This window comes from Corynebacterium glyciniphilum AJ 3170 (genome assembly GCF_007673095.1).
GTDB lineage: Bacteria > Actinomycetota > Actinomycetes > Mycobacteriales > Mycobacteriaceae > Corynebacterium.
On sequence record NZ_VDYZ01000009.1, the window covers coordinates 153,242 to 170,803 of the forward strand.

The window sequence follows — 17,562 nt, forward strand, 5'->3', positions numbered from 1 at the left end:
CTTCCGGGTCTCAGGCCTGGGTATCCCCGGTGACCAGCCCTGCGGTGAGCGTGTCACCGGTACCGGGGTTGATCAGCAGGAAGGACCCGACGCGCCCGCCACGGCGGTAGGCCTCGAACGGGAGCGGCTCGGCGACCGTCACGCGCACCTCGGCGATGTCGTTGAGCGCGAGTTCGGTACCCAGGTCCCCGTCCTCGCCGGTCTCGTTCTCGTCGAGGATGTGGACGCGGCTGATGATCTCGTCGACCCGCGCACGCACGGTGGCGGACCCGTAGCGCAGCAGGACGTTACCCCGCAGTTTCACCGGGGTCTCGGCAAGCTGGAACACCAGCGCGGTGGCCGAGGTGGACGGGACGGGAGCCGGATCACCCTCCACCTCGGAGGCGATGAGGTCGCCACGGGAGATGTCGATGTCGTCGGCCAGCCGTAGCGTCACGGACTCACCGCGCTCGGCTCGGCCCTGTTCACCGGCCGGGCCGTCGATGCCGACGACCGTGGTCGTCCGACCGTCCCGGCCACCGACGGTGACCTGGTCACCGACGGCGATCGAACCGGAGGTCAACCGTCCTGCGTAGCCGCGGTAGTCCGTGGCGTGGTCGCGGATGACGACCTGCACGGGGAAACGCAGTCCGCGGACCTTGCCGGCGTTGATACGGGCCGGGCGGGCGTTCTCCAGGATGTCGAGGACGGTCGGCCCGCCGTACCAGGGGGTGTTCTCCGACGGTGAGACGACGTTGTCCCCGAGCAGCGCGGAGGTCGGCACGACGTCGATCTTCGGCAGGCCGAGTTCCTCGGCCAGGGTCCGGACCTCGGAGGTGATCGAGCGGAAGACCCCCTCGTCGAAGTCGACGGCGTCGATCTTGTTCACGGCGACGACGACGTGCGAGGTCTTCATCATCGCGGCGACGGTGAGGTGACGACGGGTCTGTTCGATGACGCCGTTCCGGGCGTCGATGAGCACGATGACCAGGTCAGAGGTCGACAGGCCGGTGACGGTGTTCCGGGTGTACTGGACATGGCCCGGGCAGTCGGCGAGGATGAAGGACCGCTTGTCCGTGGCGAAGTAGCGGTAGGCCACGTCAATGGTGATGCCCTGTTCCCGCTCCGCGCGCAATCCGTCGACCAGCAGGGAGAGGTCCGGGTTCTCCAGGCCTTTGGCGGTCGAGACCCGTTCCACCGCCTCATACTGGTCGGCGAGGATGGACTTGGTGTCGTACAGCAGGCGTCCGACGAAGGTGGACTTTCCGTCGTCGACGGAACCGGCGGTGCACAGCCGCAGGGTGGGGACGGTGCCCGGAGTCTCTGCGTCGCTCACGGGAGCCTCCAGTGTGGCAGTCGGTGCAGTCGGTGCAGTCGGTGCAGTCATCAGAAGTAGCCTTCCTTCTTGCGGTCCTCCATCGAGGACTCGGAGAGTTTGTCGTCGGCACGGGTGGCGCCACGTTCGGTGGTGGTGGACAGGCGGATCTCGTCGATGACCTCGTCGATGGTGGCCGCGTCCGAGAGGACTGCACCGGTGCAGGACATGTCGCCGACGGTGCGGTAGCGCACCGTCTTCGTCTCGACGGTCTCGCCCTCGGCCGGCCCACCCCACTCACCGGCGGTCAGCCACATGCCGCCGCGGTTGAAGACCTCACGGTCGTGGGAGTAGTAGATCCCGGGGATCTCGACGTCACGGTCCCGTAGGTAGTCCCAGATGTCTGCCTCGGTCCAGTTCGAGATCGGGAACACGCGGATGTTCTCACCGGCCTGGTGACGTCCGTTGTAGAGACCCCACAGTTCCGGACGCTGCCGTCGCGGGTTCCATCCGCCGAAGGAGTCGCGCACGGAGAAGACGCGCTCCTTGGCGCGGGCCTTCTCCTCGTCGCGGCGGGCCCCGCCGAGGACGGCGTCGTACCCGCGGTCCTGGATCGTCTCGACCAGCGGGACGGTCTGCAGCGGGTTACGGGTCCCGTCGGGACGCTCCTGGATCGCGCCGGAGTCGATCCAGTCCTGCACGTGGGCGACGTGCAGGCTGATGCGGGGGTCCGCGGCGACTCGGTCACGGAACTCGATGACCTCCGGGAAGTTGTGGCCCGTGTCGACGTGCACCAGCTCGAACGGCACGGCGGCGGGCGCGAAGGCGCGCTTGGCCAGTTCCAGGACGACGACCGAGTCCTTCCCGCCGGAGAACAGCAGGGCAGGACGTTCGAACTGGCCGGCGACCTCACGGAGGATCTCGATGGCCTCCGCCTCGAGGCTGGCCAGGTGGGGGCTGAGCTGGGCGCTGGGTGTGGGGCGTTCTGTCGCAGTAGTCACAGGTGGAGTCCGCATTCTGTCTTGGAGGAGTTGGCCCAACGGCCGGAACGGGGGTCTTCGCCGGGGGCGACCGGCATCGTGCAGGTGGCACAGCCGATGGACGGGTAGCCCTGCGTGGTCAGCGGGTGGATGATCAGGTCGTGGTCGTGGATGTAGTCCTCGACGTCCTGGTCGGTCCACGCGGCGATGGGGTTGATCTTCAGTCGACCGGTGCGGTCGACGTCGAGGATCGGGGTGTCCTTGCGCAGCTCGCTGTCGACCCGCTTCACACCCGAGATCCATGCCTCGTAGGGGTTGAGCATCCGGGCGAGGGGCTCGACCTTGCGCATACGGCAGCAGGCCGTGGGGTTGCGCTTGTACAGGTCGCGGCCGTAGACCTCGTCCTGCTTCTTCACCGGGTAGACGGGTTCGACGGTGCGTAGCGGCAGGGTGTACCGCTCGTCGACGTCGCGGGCCACGTCGAGGGTCTCGTCGAAGTGGTAGCCGGTGTCGAGGAAGACCATCTCGGCGTCGTGGACACGGCCTTCGGTCAGTTCCGCCAGGACGGTGTCCTGCATCGACATCGTCACCGCGACGGTGCCGGTGACGTGCTGGTTGACCCAGTCGAGGATCTCTTCGGCACTGGCGCCCTCAAGCTTGCCGTTCCATTCGTCGACGAGGGCGCGGTGCGCCGCGGTCTGTTCTTCACTGAGCGGTGTCGTGGTCGTCGGCGCGTCAGGGGGGCTCACCTCGGGGTCGGTGAGGTCCGGGGCGTCCTGTGTTCCCGAGACGCCGGAGACGCCGGAAGCGCCGATCAGGCCGGTGAGCGTCGCGAATCCGACGTCTGGTCCTGTGTTCGTCATTCCTGCTCTTCTTCAGTCGGGGATTACGGTGTCGGGCTGTCGTCGTCACGTTCCGACCGGCGCCCAACAGACCGGTCGGTCTGCGGTATGAGTCACCAGACTAGAGCAGAGACCACCCCTGAGCAACCAGAATATCGTGTATGGACACAAACTATGTTTGTCTATGCTGGTGGTGGCGCATTTATTCTCTAGACCGAGAGGTCTGCAACGACCCCTCGGGCGCACCCCGGCACCACGCGGCACCGGGTTCCATTCGCGGTGAAAGCTGCGGTGCATGGGCGCGTACCGGAATCAGTGATCTGCCGTCACTGATGCGGCCGATCCGGTACGCGCGCACGCATCCCGGCCCACCTCACCCCCGCCGTCGAGGTATCTACCTCCCGCGCGACCAGACCTCCCACAGCCGTGCATAGCGTCCCCCGGCGTCGACGAGGTCATCGTGGGTCCCCTGCTCCACGATCCTGCCGTCCTCCATGACCAGCACCTCGTCGGCGAGGCGTGCCTGGTCCAGACGGTGCGCCACCGTCAGTGCCGTCCTCCCCTCCGTCAGGCGACGGGCCGCCGCCTCCAGCGCCTGGGCGCCCGCCGACCCGGCCTCCGCCGTCGCCTCATCGAGGACGACGACCCGCGGATCCCGCAGCAGGACCCGGGCCAACGCGATCTGCTGGGCGACCACCGGGTCCGGCACCAACCCCCGCGCACCGACCACGGTGTCCAGGCCGTCCGGCAGCCGCCGGAACCAGTCGAGCGCCCCGACATCGCCGAGTGCCTCGACCAGCTCACCGTCGGAGATCTCTGAGTCCACCGCGAGGCCAAGATCGTCCCGCAGTGTGCCGGAGAAGGTGTGCACCTCCTGCGACACCAGGGCCAGCCGGGCGGCACGCTCATCGTCGGACAGGGCGGTCACCGGGACCCCGTCCACCGTCACCGTCCCGGCGGTGGGTTCCCGGAGCCCGGCGAGCAGCGTCGCCACCGTGGTCTTGCCCGCGCCGGACGACCCGACGAGGGCGACGGTCCGCCCCGGCTCGATGGTGAAACTGACGTTCTCCACCGCCCAGGAGTCGTCCCCGTAGCGGAAGTCCACCCCGTCCAGGCGTACCTCGCCACGTGGCTCAGGTGCCCCGGCGTCCGGCACCGGTCGGGGCGGATCCACCGTGACACCCACGATGCGGGCCAGGGAGGCGTAACCGGACTGCGCGACGTCGAGCACCCGCATGATCTGCTGCAACGGTCCGCGCACCCGGATGAGCATCAGCGTCGCGGCCGTCACCGCACCGACGCGGAGGACACCGTTGTCGACCAGCACGAATCCGAGGACGATCGCCGTCGCCAGCATCACCAGCTCAGCGATGAGCATCTTGTTCATCAGCACGACCATGACCCGGTTGGCGTTGACCGCATTGGTCATGACCTGGCGGGAGGAGTCCGCGATGCGTTCGTGCATCTCGTCCTCCATACGGAAGGCCCGCACCGTGGCACGGCCGTGGATGGCCTCCAGGACGCGCCGTGCCCGCAACCCCATCGACGCCCGCTCCGCGGCGTACAGCGCCGGTGCGCGACGCAGGTAGGACCGGGCCGCCAGCCAGTACACCGGCGACACCACCAGGATGATCAGCAGGAAGCGCCAGTCCACCGTCACCAGGCTGACCGCCGTGGCCCCGATAACGAACACCGCGCCCGACAGGATCGGCAACGCCTCCATGATCGCCGCCGACACCTGGGCGACGTCATCGGTGGACCGGCTGACGACATCGCCGGTGCCGGCGTCCTCGACCGAGTGCATGGGCAGCCCGAGCGCGGTGCCGACCATCTCCTCACGCAGGTTCGCGATCAGCCGCTCGGACAGGCGGGCGAGGATGAAGTAGCCGGCACCGTTGAACACTCCGGCACTGACGGCGACGACGACCATCAGTCCGGCGGTACGCCAGAGGTCAGTCTCCGCCTGCGCCAGCTGCCCCGCTGCCTGCCCCGCTGCCGAGGACACGATGTCCACGATGCGTCCCAGCAGGCGGGGGACGGTCACGGTGCAGGTCGAGCCGACCGCCAGCAGCAGGAACGCGATGAGCGCCTGCCGACGGGCCCGCGGGACCTTCCGCGCCTGGGCCGCGACCTCCCGCCGGGCCTGGGCCCAGGTGGCCAGGGGGAAGGTCCGGACGGGGCCGTCCCCACCGTCGGTCTTCGGACTTGTCAGGGACGCGGCTCTCATCGCTGCTCCTCCCCGGTCGCGGCGGACGCGGGTGTCAGATCGACACGTCCGACGAGGGCGGCGAACTCGGCGTGGGTGAGTTCATGCTCCGCGGCGACATGCCAGGCAGGTGCGTCGCTGATGACCAGGACCCGGTGCCCGGGACGACCGTCCCCGGCGTAGAGCGCCGCGACACGCTCGGCGATGTGCTGTTCGGTGACCGAGTCCACCGCGGTGGTCGGATCGCTCAACACCAGCAGTTCCGGGTCCGCCGCGATGGCACGCGCCAGGGCGACACGCTGCCGCTGGCCACCGGACAACCGCCGTCCCCCCTCCCCCACGGACCGTTCCGGTCCCCCGGGGATGTCGGAGCAGTCGGCGACCTCGAGGGCGTGCACGGCCACCGTCGGGTCCGGGTGGACGTTGTCCCGCAACGGACCGTCGAAGAGGTCCGCCCCGTGCGGGGCCACGGTCACGCGGTGGCGCGGCAGCCGGAGCAGTGCCGACGTCAGGTCTGACGGGTCGCTCCCACCGCCGTTCCCCCGCACGACGGTGACCCCGGCAGGCAACGCCGCCAGCACCGCATCCGTCGTCGCGTCCGACGCTTCGTCCGGCGTGGCGTACGGAGAGGTGAGAACCTCCTGCACGCGGCGACCCGACGCCGACGAGATCGCCACACGGGTGGCGAAGTTGCGTCCCAGCATCGTCATCGGCACGACGACATACTGCGACAGGCCCACGACGGTGATCAGCTGGCCCACGCTCAGACCGTCGTGCAGGGCGATCCATCCGGCTGTCACACCGATGGCGACAACGTAGATCGCCCCCACGGACTCGGTGACCATCGTCAACCGTGCTTCGGCGGCGTTGGCCCGAACCGTCGCGTCCAGGGCCCTGGACGAGTAGCCGTGGTACCGGCGGCGCATGGTGCGCACCACACCGAGGCCCTTGACGATCCGCAGGCCCTGGACCGCGTCCGCGGCGACGGCCGCCGCCTGTGCCAGAGCCTGCTGGCGAGCCTGGGCCCGGCCACGCAGCGGGCGTGCGGCGCGCACCGACAGGGCCACGACCAGAGGTGCCCCGACCAGCACGGCGAGACCGAGCTGCCAGTGGATCGACAGCACCACGACGGCGACGTAGAGGATCGAGCCGAGTTCGGCGATCGGGAAGACCGTCATCACCACGATCTCCGCGGCCTTGTTCGCGTCGGTGCTCGCGATCGACAGCAGCCCGCCGGCGGTACGTTCCCGTCCGTCGGCACTGCTGATCCCCCGCGGGTCCTGGATCCGGTCGGTGACCGTGGTGCGCAGGTCATGGCTGAGCTGTTGGAGGGTGATCTCCGTGTACCGCCGCGCCAGCCAGACCGCCACGGCATTGAGCAGGAACAGTCCTGCCAGCAGGGCGACCCACAGTGCCAGCCGGTTCCACCGCCCGGTGGCGACGGCGTCGTCGATGGCACGTCCCACCACGATGGATGTGGTGGCGTTGCAGATGAACCCCACCAGCATCCCGATAGAGGCGATGAGCTGGACCGGACGCTGGGCGACGGCGAGCTTCAGCAGCCAGCGGCGGTCGGCGGGGTCCGGGAGTTTCGAGGGGAAGCTGCGGAGGAGACCGGATCTGATCGTGTCGCGCCCGGTACCGTCTGTCTCCGCATCTCCCGCCATGACGGTTGAGCCTACAGGACGGGCAAGGGTGCCCTATATCTGCTCGGTGTGACCTGGAGACCGGCTCAGACGCCGCGGTCGATGTGCCCGTGCAGCTTCACCGAGAAGACCCGGCAGCAGTCACGGCACTGCCAGGCGTTGTCGGTCTCACTGTCCGGGAACAGGTTCTCTGACGTGCAGTAGGGGCAGTTCATGACGGTGGCCCTCCTCGGGTTGGGGTGTGCGCTCTTCCCGGGGATCCGGGAGTTCGTGTCATCCATTTGTCTCGTCCATGGTGTGCCCGCCTACTGCAGGACGGCCTCGTCGGCACGCAGCACCCAGTCACGGAACTGCTCGCCCTCGGCCCGCTGGTCCTTGTAGTTCTCCACCACGCGGACGATGTAGTCGTCCAGCTCGGCGGAGGTGACCTTGTGGCCGCGCAGCTTCTTGCCGAAGTCCGGGTGCATGCCGACGGCGCCGCCGAGGTGGACCTGGAAGCCCTCCACCCGGTTGCCGTCGTCGTCCGTGACGATCTGGCCCTTCAGCCCGATGTCGGCGACCTGGGTCCGCGCGCACGCGTTCGGGCAGCCGTTGAGACTGATCTTCAACGGGACGTCCAGGTCCCCCAGACGCTCCTCCAGCTGGTCGGTCAGGGTGATCGCACGCTGCTTGGTGGTCACCAGGGCCAGCTTGCAGAACTCCAGGCCGGTGCAGGAGATGATGTCGCGGCGGAAGGACGAGGGCCGGGCGGACATCCCCTCGGCGTCGAGGGCGTCGAGCAGGCCGTCGACGGCGTCGGCCTCCACGTTGAGGAAGATCAGCTCCTTGTCCGGGGTGGTACGCAGGTCGGTGACACCGTGGGCCTCTGCCAGGTCAGCGAGCCGCTGCAGCTGGTCGCCCTCGGTGTGCCCGACGGTGGGCTTCACACCGACGTAGAACCGTCCGTCCCGCTGCTCGTGCACGCCGACGTGGTCACGGTACCCGGGGAAGACCTCCGGCTCCGGACCGTCGGTGAGCTTCCGACCGAGGTAGTCGTCCTCCAGGATGCGACGGAACTTCTCGATGCCCCAGTCGGCGACGAGGAACTTCAACCGTGCCCGGTTGCGCAGTTTGCGGTAGCCGTAGTCACGGAAGATGCGGACCACCCCGCACCAGACCTCAGGGACCTCCTCGATCGACACCCAGGCGCCGAGACGCTGGGCGAGCATCGGGTTGGTGGACAGTCCACCGCCGACCCAGACGTCGAAGCCCGGGCCCTTCTCCGGGTGCTCGGAGCCGATGAAGGAGATGTCCTGGATCTCGTGGGTGATGTCCTGGCGGACCGACCCGGAGATGCCCGACTTGAACTTACGCGGCAGGTTCGCGAACTCGTCGCGGGTGAGCCAGTTCTCCTTGATCTCCCTGATCGCCGGGGACGCGTCGATGATCTCGTCCTTGGCGATACCGGCGACCGGTGAGCCGAGGATGACACGCGGCACGTCACCGCAGCCGAAGAAGGTGTCCAGGTTGACCGAGGCCAACCGGTCCCAGATCTCGGGGACGTCCTCGATCCGGATCCAGTGGAGCTGGATGTTCTGCCGGTCAGTGAAGTCCGCGGTGCCACGGGCGAAGTCGGACGAGATGCCGCCGATGACACGCATCTGCTCGCTGCTCATCATGCCGCCGTCCAACCGGATGCGCATCATGAAGTAACGGTCCTGGAGTTCAGCGTTGGACAGCAGGCTGGTCTGCTCGCCGTCCATGTCCTGGCGGCGCTGGGTGTACATGCCGATCCACTTGAAGCGCGGCGCGAGGTCCTCGGCGGGAATCGAGTCGAAGCCCTGCTTGGCGTAGATCTCGCGGACGCGGTCGGCGACGGCGAGGCCGGCGTCGTCCTGCTTGATGCGCTCGTCGTTGTTCAGCGGCTTCTTGCCGTCGATGAGCCACTGCCCCTGAGGCTTCGGGGCGGCGCGGTCCGCCTTCTCCTCGTCAGTGAGTTCCCGCGAGGGCGGCGGTGCGGCCTCCTCGGCCTCCTCCAGCGCCTTGGCCGCCTTCTGGACGGCCTTGCCTGCCTTGAGCTCATTCCAGCGGGCCTTCCGCGCCGCCGAGAACAGGTCCTTGTTGTCGGGGTCGGCGTCGGCCGCTGCTTCAGCGTCCTTGGTGGCGGCGGCGAGCTCCGCCTGCTCAGCCTCCACACGTGCCAGCTCCTCACGCGCGGCCGTCACGGCGGGGTCCTCCGGTGCCGCAGGCGTGTCGGCAGCTGCATCGGGCGCGGAGACTTCCTCCGTGGCCGGTGCGTCTGACCCGTCTGCGCTCTCGACCCCCAGGACGGACTCGACAGAACGCACCGCCTGTGCCGCCTGCTGCTCGGCCGAGCGGGTGTCCTTCGCCGCGTCGGCGAGCTTCGTGTCGCCGGGCTCGGCGGCAGCCGCCGCCTCCGCGGAACCTGCCGCCACCGCAAGTACGGAGGCGCCGGCACGGATCAACGACAGTGCGTCCTGCAGTGACGTCGGAGCCGCAGCAGCTGCAGTGCCCTCCGTACTGCCGGCGTCGGCGTTGGCGTTGGCGTCGGTTGTGACCTGAGGCTCCTGTGTGTCCTGTGTGTCCGCTGACTCGGCAGCCTCCCTGGCCTTCTTCAGGGCGCGTGCGGCCTTCTTCTGCGCCGCACGTGCGCGACGCGCCGCGGCGGCGAGTTTCTTGTCGTCGGGGGCCGCCTCTGCGGCAGCCTCCGCGGCCTCGGTGTCCGCAGTGGCCTCGTCGACCCTGGCCTGCGCGTCAGCCACCGGGTCGCCGGTGGTCGACTCGGCCGCTGTGGTCTCTGCGGTCTTCGCCGACGCGTCGGCGGGCGTACCTGCAGCTTCAGTAGTGATGGGCAGTTCGTCGGTCGCCGTGGTCATACCTTCTCTTCTCCTGATCTTCCTGGTCGTCGATGGTCCCGCGCCCGCTGTCGCGGGACCGAGGAACGCTGGAGCCGGTCAGGACACCGGCCGTACAGACCGCTTGGTCTGGTCCTGAGGTGTCGCCCCAGACTAGACCGGTCTGTCCGCAGACACAACGTAGGAGATACTCACCCACGCTGACGAGGGACTTCACCGTCGACCCCTTGCAGTTTCCAGACCGAGTGGTCTATAGTCTGTCCCTGACATTCGGTCACACGTGTGCGTGACCGTTCTCACCTGCGCCGTCCTGACACTTTCGGATCGACCCAGGGCAGACTAACGTACACAGGAGACCACCCCTGCCCGGCCGCCGAGCTGCCGCACGAAACCGCCAACCACGGATTGGACCAACGCATTCATGTCTGACAACCGCCCGCTGCGCGTCGCCGTCATCGGATCCGGCCCGGCCGGAATCTACGCCTCCGATGCCCTGATGAAGTCCGGCAAGGACGTCTCCATCGACCTCTACGAGAAGATGGCGGCCCCCTTCGGACTCATCCGGTACGGCGTCGCCCCCGACCACCCGCGGATCAAGGGCATCATCAAGGCCCTCCACAAGGTCATGGACAAGCCCCAGATTCGCCTGCTCGGCAACGTCAACGTCGGTGAGGACATCACCCTCGACGACCTCAAGAAGCACTACGACGCGGTCATCTACGCCACCGGCGCCACCGACGACCGGGACCTGAACATCCCCGGCGGCGAGCACACCCTCGGCGCCGGCAGGTTCGTGGGCTTCTACGACGCCAACCCGCATTTCGAGGACTCCTGGAACGTCGACGCCGAATCCGTCGCGGTCATCGGTGTCGGCAACGTCGGCCTCGACATCGCCCGCGTACTGGCGAAGACCGGTGATGAACTGCTCGTCACCGAGATCCCCGACAACGTCTACGAGTCCCTGAAGAACAACAAGGCCAAGGAAGTGCACGTCTTCGGACGCCGCGGTCCGGCCCAGGCGAAGTTCACCCCGCTGGAACTCAAGGAGCTCAACCACTCCGACACCATCGAGGTCGTCGTCAATCCGGAGGACATCGACTACGACGAGGGGTCCGAGAACGCCCGGCACAACTCCAAAATCACCGACCAGGTCTGCACCATCCTGGAGAACTACGCCGTCGCCGAGCCCAAGGACGCTCCCCACAAGCTCTACCTGCACTTCTTCGAGTCCCCCGTGGAAGTCCGCACCGACGACAACGGAAAGGTAACCGCCCTGGTCACCGAGCGCACCGAGCTCGACGGCAACGGCGGTGTCCGCTCCACCGGCGCACTGACCGAGTGGAACGTCGGTCAGGTGTACCGCGCCGTGGGCTACAAGTCCGACGAGCAGAACGACCTCCCCTGGGACAGCAGGGAGAACGTGCTGCCCAACGTCGGTGGCCGCGTCCTGACCGAGGGACCCACCGCCGACGGCATCGCCGGCGTCCCCGGCTCGGCGGACCCGGAGGCGGAGCTGCGCGAGACCCTGCCCGGGGTCTACGCCACCGGCTGGGTCCGTCGCGGTCCCGTCGGCCTGATCGGCAACACCAAGGGCGACGCGAACGAGGCCGTCGCCAACCTGTTGGCCGACTACGACGCCGGCATCGGCTTCGGCCCCGAGGCCCCGGGCGAGGACGACGTCATCGAACTCCTGCACTCCCGCGACATCGACTACACCACCTGGGAAGGTTGGTACAACCTCGACGCCCACGAGCGCAGCCTGGGCGAAGCCGAAGGACGCGAGCGCAAGAAGGTGCGCTCCCACGAGGAGATGGTGCACTACTCCTCCGGAGAAGCCCGCGTGAAAGCGTAGTGCTGAACTCGCGAATAGCGCCGTAATTCACACGGAGAAATTATAATTCGCGAGATACTTTTTCGAATGCCCCGGCAGAACCCCAGGTCGCCGGGGTTTTTTAAGTTCCCGGGTAAAAGTCGGAATTTTCTTCGCTTTTTGGTGATTCATTGCACTCATACCGTTATCCTTAGGGTCATGAGCGACACCACGAACACCGCAGGCCGCAACCCCGCCGCTGAAGCGCCCGAGGTCCATCTCACGGGCAAGCAGGTGCTGAACATGCAGCCCCAGCAGGTCCACGCCCTCTACAAACTGAGGGTGGACGTCTTCGTCAACGAGCAACGCGCCAGCTTCGCCGAGATCGACGACACCGACGTTGATCCGGGCACCCATCAGCTCCTGGCGTACGTCCACCCCGGTTCCGGCCCGGACTACCCGTGGGGCCTCCCGGACCCGGGTTCCCCGCTGCGACTGGTCGGCACCCTCCGCGTCTTCGGCCCGCCGGAGGAGCAGCACATCGGACGGCTCTGCGTCCACCCTGATTTCCGTGGTTTCGGCATCGCCTCGAAGCTGGTGGATGACGCTCTCGAGGTCATCCGCGGGCGGGCTGCGGCACTGGACCCCAACGTCCAGAAGACCACCGTGAAGATCGAGGCGCAGACCTACCTGATGCCCTTCTACAAGTCCTACGGCTTCGAGGCCACCGACGAGCCGTTCATGGTTGAAGGCATCGAGCACCAGGAAATGCACCTCACGCTCGACTGAGATCAGCCCAGAAGCAGGGGAAGGGGGCACGGAGGGCGCCGAGGGCGTTATCGGCGCCGGTGCCCGATAGAGTGTCCCGGGTGGGTACCAAGAGCACCAAAGGCACGAACTCAGAGACACGCATCCTCCTGTACTACCGCTTCACCCCGGTCGCGGACCCGACGGCGGTCATGCTGTGGCAACGCACCCTGTGCGAGTCCCTCGCTCTGCGCGGCCGGATCATCATCAGCCCCCACGGGATCAACGGCACCGTCGGCGGATCACTCACCGCGGTCAAGCAGTACATCCGCCGGACCCGCGAGTACCCCGGATTCCACGACATGGAGTTCAAGTGGTCCGCCGGTTCCGCGGCGGACTTCCCGAAACTGTCGGTGAAGGTCCGCGACGAGATCGTCAGCTTCGGTGCCGCAGAGGAACTCCGTGTCGATGAACACGGCGTCGTCGGCGGCGGCACCCACCTCTCCCCCACCGAGGTCAACGACCTTGTCGAGCAGAAGCGTGGCACAGGCGACGACGTCGTCTTCTTCGACGGACGCAACGCCATGGAAGCCCAGATCGGCAGGTTCAAGGGCGCGGTGGTCCCCGACGTCGACACCACCCACGACTTCCTGCACGAACTGGAGTCCGGCACGTACGACGACCTCAAGGACCGTACCGTGGTCACCTACTGCACCGGCGGCATCCGGTGCGAGGTCCTGAGCTCGTTGATGCGCAACCGGGGGTTCACCGACGTCTACCAGATCGACGGTGGCATCGTCCGTTACGGCGAACAGTTCGGCGACTCCGGGCTGTGGGAGGGTTCCCTGTACGTCTTCGACAAGAGGATGCACATGGAGTTCAGCGAGGACGCCACCACGCTCGGAACCTGCGTGCACTGCGGCACCGCCACCAGCACCTTCCACAACTGCGCCAACGGCGAGTGCCGGGAGATGATCCTGCTGTGCGAGACATGCGCGGACACACCGTCCACCGCCCACTGCGGAAAGCCGGCGTGCGCCACCGTCGTCTCCTGACGGGGCGTGTGCCCTCTCACAGTGACCGGACCGTAGAGTCGGTGCGAGAATACTTGTGCGCGACACATCGTGACCTTTCAGCAGGAGCATCCCCCCATGACCCGCATCCCCGTTTCCGCACGCGTCCGGAGCCGGACGAGCCGCGCCGTGCTGGCCGTCGGCGCCGGCACCTCGCTCCTGTTCGGAGCGTCGGCCTGCTCCTTCGAGACCGTGTTCACCACCACCGAGGACGACGGCACAGCGGACCGTGCTCTCGCACTCTCCGCACCGGGCAGCGCCGATCTGTGGCGGACGTCCGGTACCGGCCCGGACTCCCTCAATGACGACGCCGAGCCCGGCACCCCGATGGAGTTCGTCGACCCCGCACTGCTCGAGGACGGGGAGTTGCCCGAGCGTATGACGGTCACCGAGGCCCAGTCGCTCCAGGTCCTCCAGAAGCTCGCCGACATGGTGCAGGAGGAAGATCGCCGTATCTCCGAGGTCGCGACACTGCGGGTCTACCTCAGCCCCGAGGGCGGCACCGACGGTAACGCCGACGGAGCTGACTTCGACGGCTGGAATCGCGCCTACCGGACGTTCTTCGCCAACCTCGACCCCTTGACCGGGGACTCACTCCTGACGGGCACGTCGGCGGTCACGTTGACCGCGGAGACGAGCCCGGCCACCACCTCAACGACGTCCGAACCCTCATCCTCCGCAGCGCCCTCGGACAGCTCGGACAGTGACGCCCCTCCGTCGTCTCCGTCCGACGAGCCGACCGACACGACCGGCGAGCCCGGCGATGATTCCGAGGACGACTCCCGCTATTCCGGGGAAACCAACCCCACCAAGCCGACGGTGGTCACGGTGGGCGTGGCCGAGCAGCCCGTCGAGGGATGGCTGGTGCAGGTCGAGGCCGAAGTCATCTTCGACAACGAGTGACGCCCCTCAGGAGCGTCCCCACCTGCCACTGTCCGGAGTGACGGTCGGGGCGGCCGTGTCGTCGACACCGACCGTCACCGTCGACGCTGCCTCAGTGGCCCGTTCCCTCGCGATGTCCACGGTCTCGGCCGTCGAGAAGGCCACACCCATCCTGCGGCGTTCACGACTGACCGGTTTGCCGAAGATCCGGACCTCGGTCTCCGGCACCGTCAGCGCCTCCGCCAGTCCGGAGTAGGTCGGAGCCGCAGCGGACTCGCCGCTGTCCACACCGCCGTAGATCACCGCCGACGCACCCGGGGAAATCAGCGTGGTGTCGATCGGCAGCCCGAGGATCGCACGGGCGTGCAGGTCGAACTCGCTGAAGCGCTGGGAACCCATCGTCACCATGCCGGTGTCGTGCGGCCGGGGACTGACCTCGGAGAAGTACACGTCGTCACCCTTCACGAAGAGCTCCACCCCGAACACGCCACGTCCCCCCCAGGGCACCGGTGATACGCGCGGCGACCGAGCGTGCGGACTCGAGCGCCGCCGTCGTCATCTGCGCGGGCTGCCAGGACTCCACGTAGTCTCCCCGGTCCTGCCGGTGGCCGATGGGCTCACAGAACCAGGTCGCGTCCTCGCCGGAATCCGGGTCCACCGACCGCACGGTGAGCAGGGTGATCTCGTAGTCGAACGGCACGAACTGCTCGATGATCACCCGTCCCGACGACACCCGCCCACCGCTCATCGCATACTCCCAGGAACGGCGGAGGTCGTCCTCGGAACGGACGTAAGACTGCCCCTTCCCCGAGGAGCTCATCACCGGCTTGACCACGCAGGGCATGCCGATCCGGCGGACCCCCTCGAGGAACTCGTCGTAGGACGAGGCGAAGACGTGGCGGGAGTTCGGCAGTCCCAGATCACGGTCCGCCAGGGTACGGATGCCCTCACGGTTCATCGTCAACCGTGTGGCCCGCGCAGTGGGGATGACGGTGGCCAGGCCTTCGTCCTCCGCATCCTGCAGGGCGTCGGTAGCCAGTGCCTCGATCTCCGGGACGATGAAATCCGGACGGATCTCGTCAACCAGGGCACGCACGGCGGTGGGGTCGGTCATGTCGATGGTGTGGTGGACATCGGCGACATGGTGCGCCGGTGCCCCCTCGTAACGGTCCGCGGCATGGACCTCCACCCCGTAGCGCTGCAGGGCGATGGTCACCTCCCTGCCGAGCTCGCCGGATCCCAGCAACAGGACCTTCGTGGCATTGGGCGCAAGGGGTGTACCGATGACGTCAGGCGTGTACATGGGTCAAGACGCTACCAGCCTCCCCACGTCCGACAGACAGTCCAGTCAGGCAACCGCCAGGTTTCCCGGGTAGTTCGCCAGGCGACCGCCGTCGTCGACCACCGAATACGCCGAGGCGTCCCCGGTGATGACGCGCGAACGCTGGCCGGACACACTGACAGGGACCGGCCCGGCCACCGTGACACGGTGGTTCCTGCGGCGCTGGTCGCCGAAATCCGCCACACCGTAATGCTGGGTGGCGAGGTTGTCCCAGATGGCGACGTCCCCCTCCTCCCAGTGCCACCGTACGGTGTTGTCCGGGGACAGGATTCTGGCCTGGAACAGTCGGATCAGGTCCCGCGACTCGTCCTCACGCAGCCCGCTGATCCGGGACACGAACTGGCCGAGCAGCAGCGAACGCTCGCCCGTGGCGGGGTGCACGTGGACCACAGGGTGCTCGGTCTCGAACCGGACCCGGGTGAACTCCGCGTAGGAGAACCCACTGGAGTCGGTGACGTCCGGGGCTTCCGGCCGCTTGGCTGAGGCGTAGTCGTAGTCGTTGGTGTGGACGGCCCACAGGGCGTCCGCCAGGTCCCGCAACGGCTCGGGGAGGCGTTCATAGGCCGCGACGGTGTTCGCCCATTCGGTCGCCCCGCCGTAACCGGGGAGTTCCACGGCCCGCAGGACCGAGATCTTCGGGACACGGTCGACGAAGGACACGTCGGTGTGCCATGCATTCGCCGCTCCCTCGAGAATCAGGTTGTCTTGGCCGTGGGAGACCACGGTGGGGTGCGCGAGCGTCGGTGTACCCAGCAGGCTGGCGAAAGCGTACTGGTCGTCATCGGTGAGGTGCTGCTGTCCGCGGATGATGAGGACCTTGTGGAGCGCCAGCTCGGTGCGGATCCACTCGACGGTCTCCGGGGCCAGGTCTCCGCCCAGACGCAGGCCCTCGATTGTCGCGCCGACATTGTGGGAGAGGCGGCTGAGTTCAATAGACTGATCTGTCTGCTTCTGTGTCATGGCGACAGCGTCGCACACCACACCCCACTCCGCACCCTTTCCCTTCAGCGTGAGCCGAATGGGCAGGCCACCCGGCTCACCACCTGGGACTGTCCAGGTCCACCCCGTGACCGGCGGCGTTCGCACGGATCAGCTCCACGAGATAGTCCGTGTGGTCGTCACCGTCCACGGTCCAGTTCGTCCGGAACCTGTCGTCGCCGACATACATCGTCGACAGAATGACGTGCCGGTCGTGCGACACCTCGTACCACCGCGAGATCGATCGGCGTTGCCGCTCCGCCAACGCATTGCCCTCCTCCGAACCCGGCACGACGCCGCGCCCATGGGCTTCGGCGAGGGCCCGGGCGAAAGCATCACCCTCCGCACGGACCGCGCGCCAGTCGTCCTCCCCCATCTGCGAGATGATCTCCTGGGAGTGCGCCCACTCGGTGGTGTCACCCCAGCGCTCCTCGGCCTCGCGCTGGTAGTCCGGATCCCAGTCCGGACCGAGGATCTCCCGGACCCGGTCGGGTGGCACCGGGCCGGTGTACACCCCGGACTTCGCCTCGGCGAGCAGCTCCTCCACGGCAGTGAGCATGCGTTCCACCCCGTCGCGACGCTCCAGCAGCATCTCCCGCTGGCGCAGCAGGTGGGTGCGTTCGTCTCCACCGTCAAGCAGATCGGTGATCTCTACGAGCGGGACGCCGGACTCCCGGTAGACGAGGATGCGCTGACCACGGGCCAGGTCGTCGGAGGTGTAGATGCGGTAGTCCGACCACGTCCGCACCTGCGGGACCAGCAGCCCTTTGGCGTCCCAGTGATGCAGGGTGCGCACGGTGACACCAAGATACTCGGCAGCCTGACTGACGGTGAGTTCTGTGTCGGGACTGCTGCGCGAGTAGTTGACATCTGATCTGGCTTGCCGTGGGGTGGGCCTGGAAGGATG

At 67.6% G+C, this 17,562-nt stretch carries 13 protein-coding genes and 1 pseudogene; 4 read left to right on the forward strand and 10 right to left on the reverse strand.

All coding sequences use genetic code 11. The features are described from left to right. Positions 1–10: 10 nt before the first annotated feature. From FS507_RS10460 to FS507_RS10490, 7 genes are all read right to left on the reverse strand, one after another. The gene (locus FS507_RS10460; protein WP_145942714.1) at positions 11–1,366 is read right to left on the reverse strand and encodes a sulfate adenylyltransferase subunit 1; all 1,356 of its coding nucleotides are present in this window, start codon (positions 1,364–1,366) and stop codon (positions 11–13) included. Further along, complete coding sequence (cysD, locus tag FS507_RS10465; RefSeq protein ID WP_186314642.1) at positions 1,366–2,310, reverse strand: sulfate adenylyltransferase subunit CysD; 945 nt, start codon at positions 2,308–2,310, stop codon at positions 1,366–1,368. The genes FS507_RS10460 and cysD overlap by 1 nt, the downstream gene beginning before the upstream one ends. Then, entirely contained in the window at positions 2,292–3,137 is an 846-nt protein-coding gene (locus FS507_RS10470; RefSeq protein WP_145942716.1) for a phosphoadenylyl-sulfate reductase, read from the reverse strand. The genes cysD and FS507_RS10470 overlap by 19 nt, the downstream gene beginning before the upstream one ends. 373 nt (positions 3,138–3,510) lie before the next feature. After that, complete coding sequence (locus FS507_RS10475; RefSeq protein WP_145942717.1) at positions 3,511–5,343, reverse strand: ABC transporter ATP-binding protein; 1,833 nt, start codon at positions 5,341–5,343, stop codon at positions 3,511–3,513. After that, positions 5,340–6,989, reverse strand: coding sequence for an ABC transporter transmembrane domain-containing protein (locus FS507_RS10480; protein WP_145942718.1), 1,650 nt, complete (start codon positions 6,987–6,989; stop codon positions 5,340–5,342). The genes FS507_RS10475 and FS507_RS10480 overlap by 4 nt, the downstream gene beginning before the upstream one ends. A gap of 65 nt (positions 6,990–7,054) precedes the next feature. Further along, positions 7,055–7,249 (reverse strand): hypothetical protein, encoded by a 195-nt coding sequence (locus FS507_RS10485; protein ID WP_075816335.1) that lies wholly within the window; start codon positions 7,247–7,249, stop codon positions 7,055–7,057. Between the two features lie 24 nt (positions 7,250–7,273). Beyond that, a complete protein-coding gene (locus FS507_RS10490; RefSeq protein ID WP_145942749.1) occupies positions 7,274–8,986 on the reverse strand; it encodes a nitrite/sulfite reductase in 1,713 nt (570 codons plus the stop codon). 1,258 nt (positions 8,987–10,244) lie between these two features. Between FS507_RS10490 and FS507_RS10500 the strand changes: the two genes are divergently transcribed. From FS507_RS10500 to FS507_RS10515, 4 genes are all read left to right on the forward strand, one after another. Continuing rightward, positions 10,245–11,675: an FAD-dependent oxidoreductase gene (locus FS507_RS10500; protein WP_145942719.1), complete on the forward strand. Its 1,431-nt coding sequence runs from the start codon at positions 10,245–10,247 to the stop codon at positions 11,673–11,675. Between the two features lie 177 nt (positions 11,676–11,852). Next, complete coding sequence (locus tag FS507_RS10505) at positions 11,853–12,422, forward strand: GNAT family N-acetyltransferase (protein WP_145942720.1); 570 nt, start codon at positions 11,853–11,855, stop codon at positions 12,420–12,422. An 80-nt stretch (positions 12,423–12,502) separates the two neighbouring features. After that, positions 12,503–13,435, forward strand: a complete 933-nt coding sequence (gene trhO, locus FS507_RS10510) for an oxygen-dependent tRNA uridine(34) hydroxylase TrhO (RefSeq protein ID WP_145942721.1) — start codon at positions 12,503–12,505, stop codon at positions 13,433–13,435. A gap of 96 nt (positions 13,436–13,531) precedes the next feature. Beyond that, positions 13,532–14,356, forward strand: coding sequence for a hypothetical protein (locus FS507_RS10515; RefSeq protein ID WP_260853312.1), 825 nt, complete (start codon positions 13,532–13,534; stop codon positions 14,354–14,356). A 6-nt stretch (positions 14,357–14,362) separates the two neighbouring features. Here FS507_RS10515 and purT read toward each other — a convergent pair. The 3 genes and pseudogenes from purT to FS507_RS10530 form a co-directional block, all read right to left on the reverse strand. Beyond that, positions 14,363–15,638: pseudogene (gene purT / locus FS507_RS10520) on the reverse strand (formate-dependent phosphoribosylglycinamide formyltransferase). A 45-nt stretch (positions 15,639–15,683) separates the two neighbouring features. Beyond that, positions 15,684–16,637, reverse strand: a complete 954-nt coding sequence (locus FS507_RS10525; protein WP_145942722.1) for a TauD/TfdA dioxygenase family protein — start codon at positions 16,635–16,637, stop codon at positions 15,684–15,686. A 76-nt stretch (positions 16,638–16,713) separates the two neighbouring features. Further along, positions 16,714–17,562, reverse strand: an 849-nt coding sequence (locus tag FS507_RS10530) for a MerR family transcriptional regulator (RefSeq protein ID WP_145942723.1), incomplete at its 5' end; no start/stop codon positions are given.

Bases quoted from the DNA above. Each gene is read 5' to 3' on its own strand.
- FS507_RS10460 (WP_145942714.1), bottom strand. From the start codon at position 1,366: ATGACTGCACCGACTGCACCGACTGCACCGACTGCCACACTGGAGGCT.
- cysD (WP_186314642.1), bottom strand. From the start codon at position 2,310: ATGCGGACTCCACCTGTGACTACTGCGACAGAACGCCCCACACCCAGC.
- FS507_RS10470 (WP_145942716.1), bottom strand. From the start codon at position 3,137: ATGACGAACACAGGACCAGACGTCGGATTCGCGACGCTCACCGGCCTG.
- FS507_RS10475 (WP_145942717.1), bottom strand. From the start codon at position 5,343: ATGAGAGCCGCGTCCCTGACAAGTCCGAAGACCGACGGTGGGGACGGC.
- FS507_RS10480 (WP_145942718.1), bottom strand. From the start codon at position 6,989: ATGGCGGGAGATGCGGAGACAGACGGTACCGGGCGCGACACGATCAGA.
- FS507_RS10485 (WP_075816335.1), bottom strand. From the start codon at position 7,249: ATGGATGACACGAACTCCCGGATCCCCGGGAAGAGCGCACACCCCAAC.
- FS507_RS10500 (WP_145942719.1), top strand. From the start codon at position 10,245: ATGTCTGACAACCGCCCGCTGCGCGTCGCCGTCATCGGATCCGGCCCG.
- FS507_RS10505 (WP_145942720.1), top strand. From the start codon at position 11,853: ATGAGCGACACCACGAACACCGCAGGCCGCAACCCCGCCGCTGAAGCG.
- FS507_RS10515 (WP_260853312.1), top strand. From the start codon at position 13,532: ATGACCCGCATCCCCGTTTCCGCACGCGTCCGGAGCCGGACGAGCCGC.
- FS507_RS10525 (WP_145942722.1), bottom strand. From the start codon at position 16,637: ATGACACAGAAGCAGACAGATCAGTCTATTGAACTCAGCCGCCTCTCC.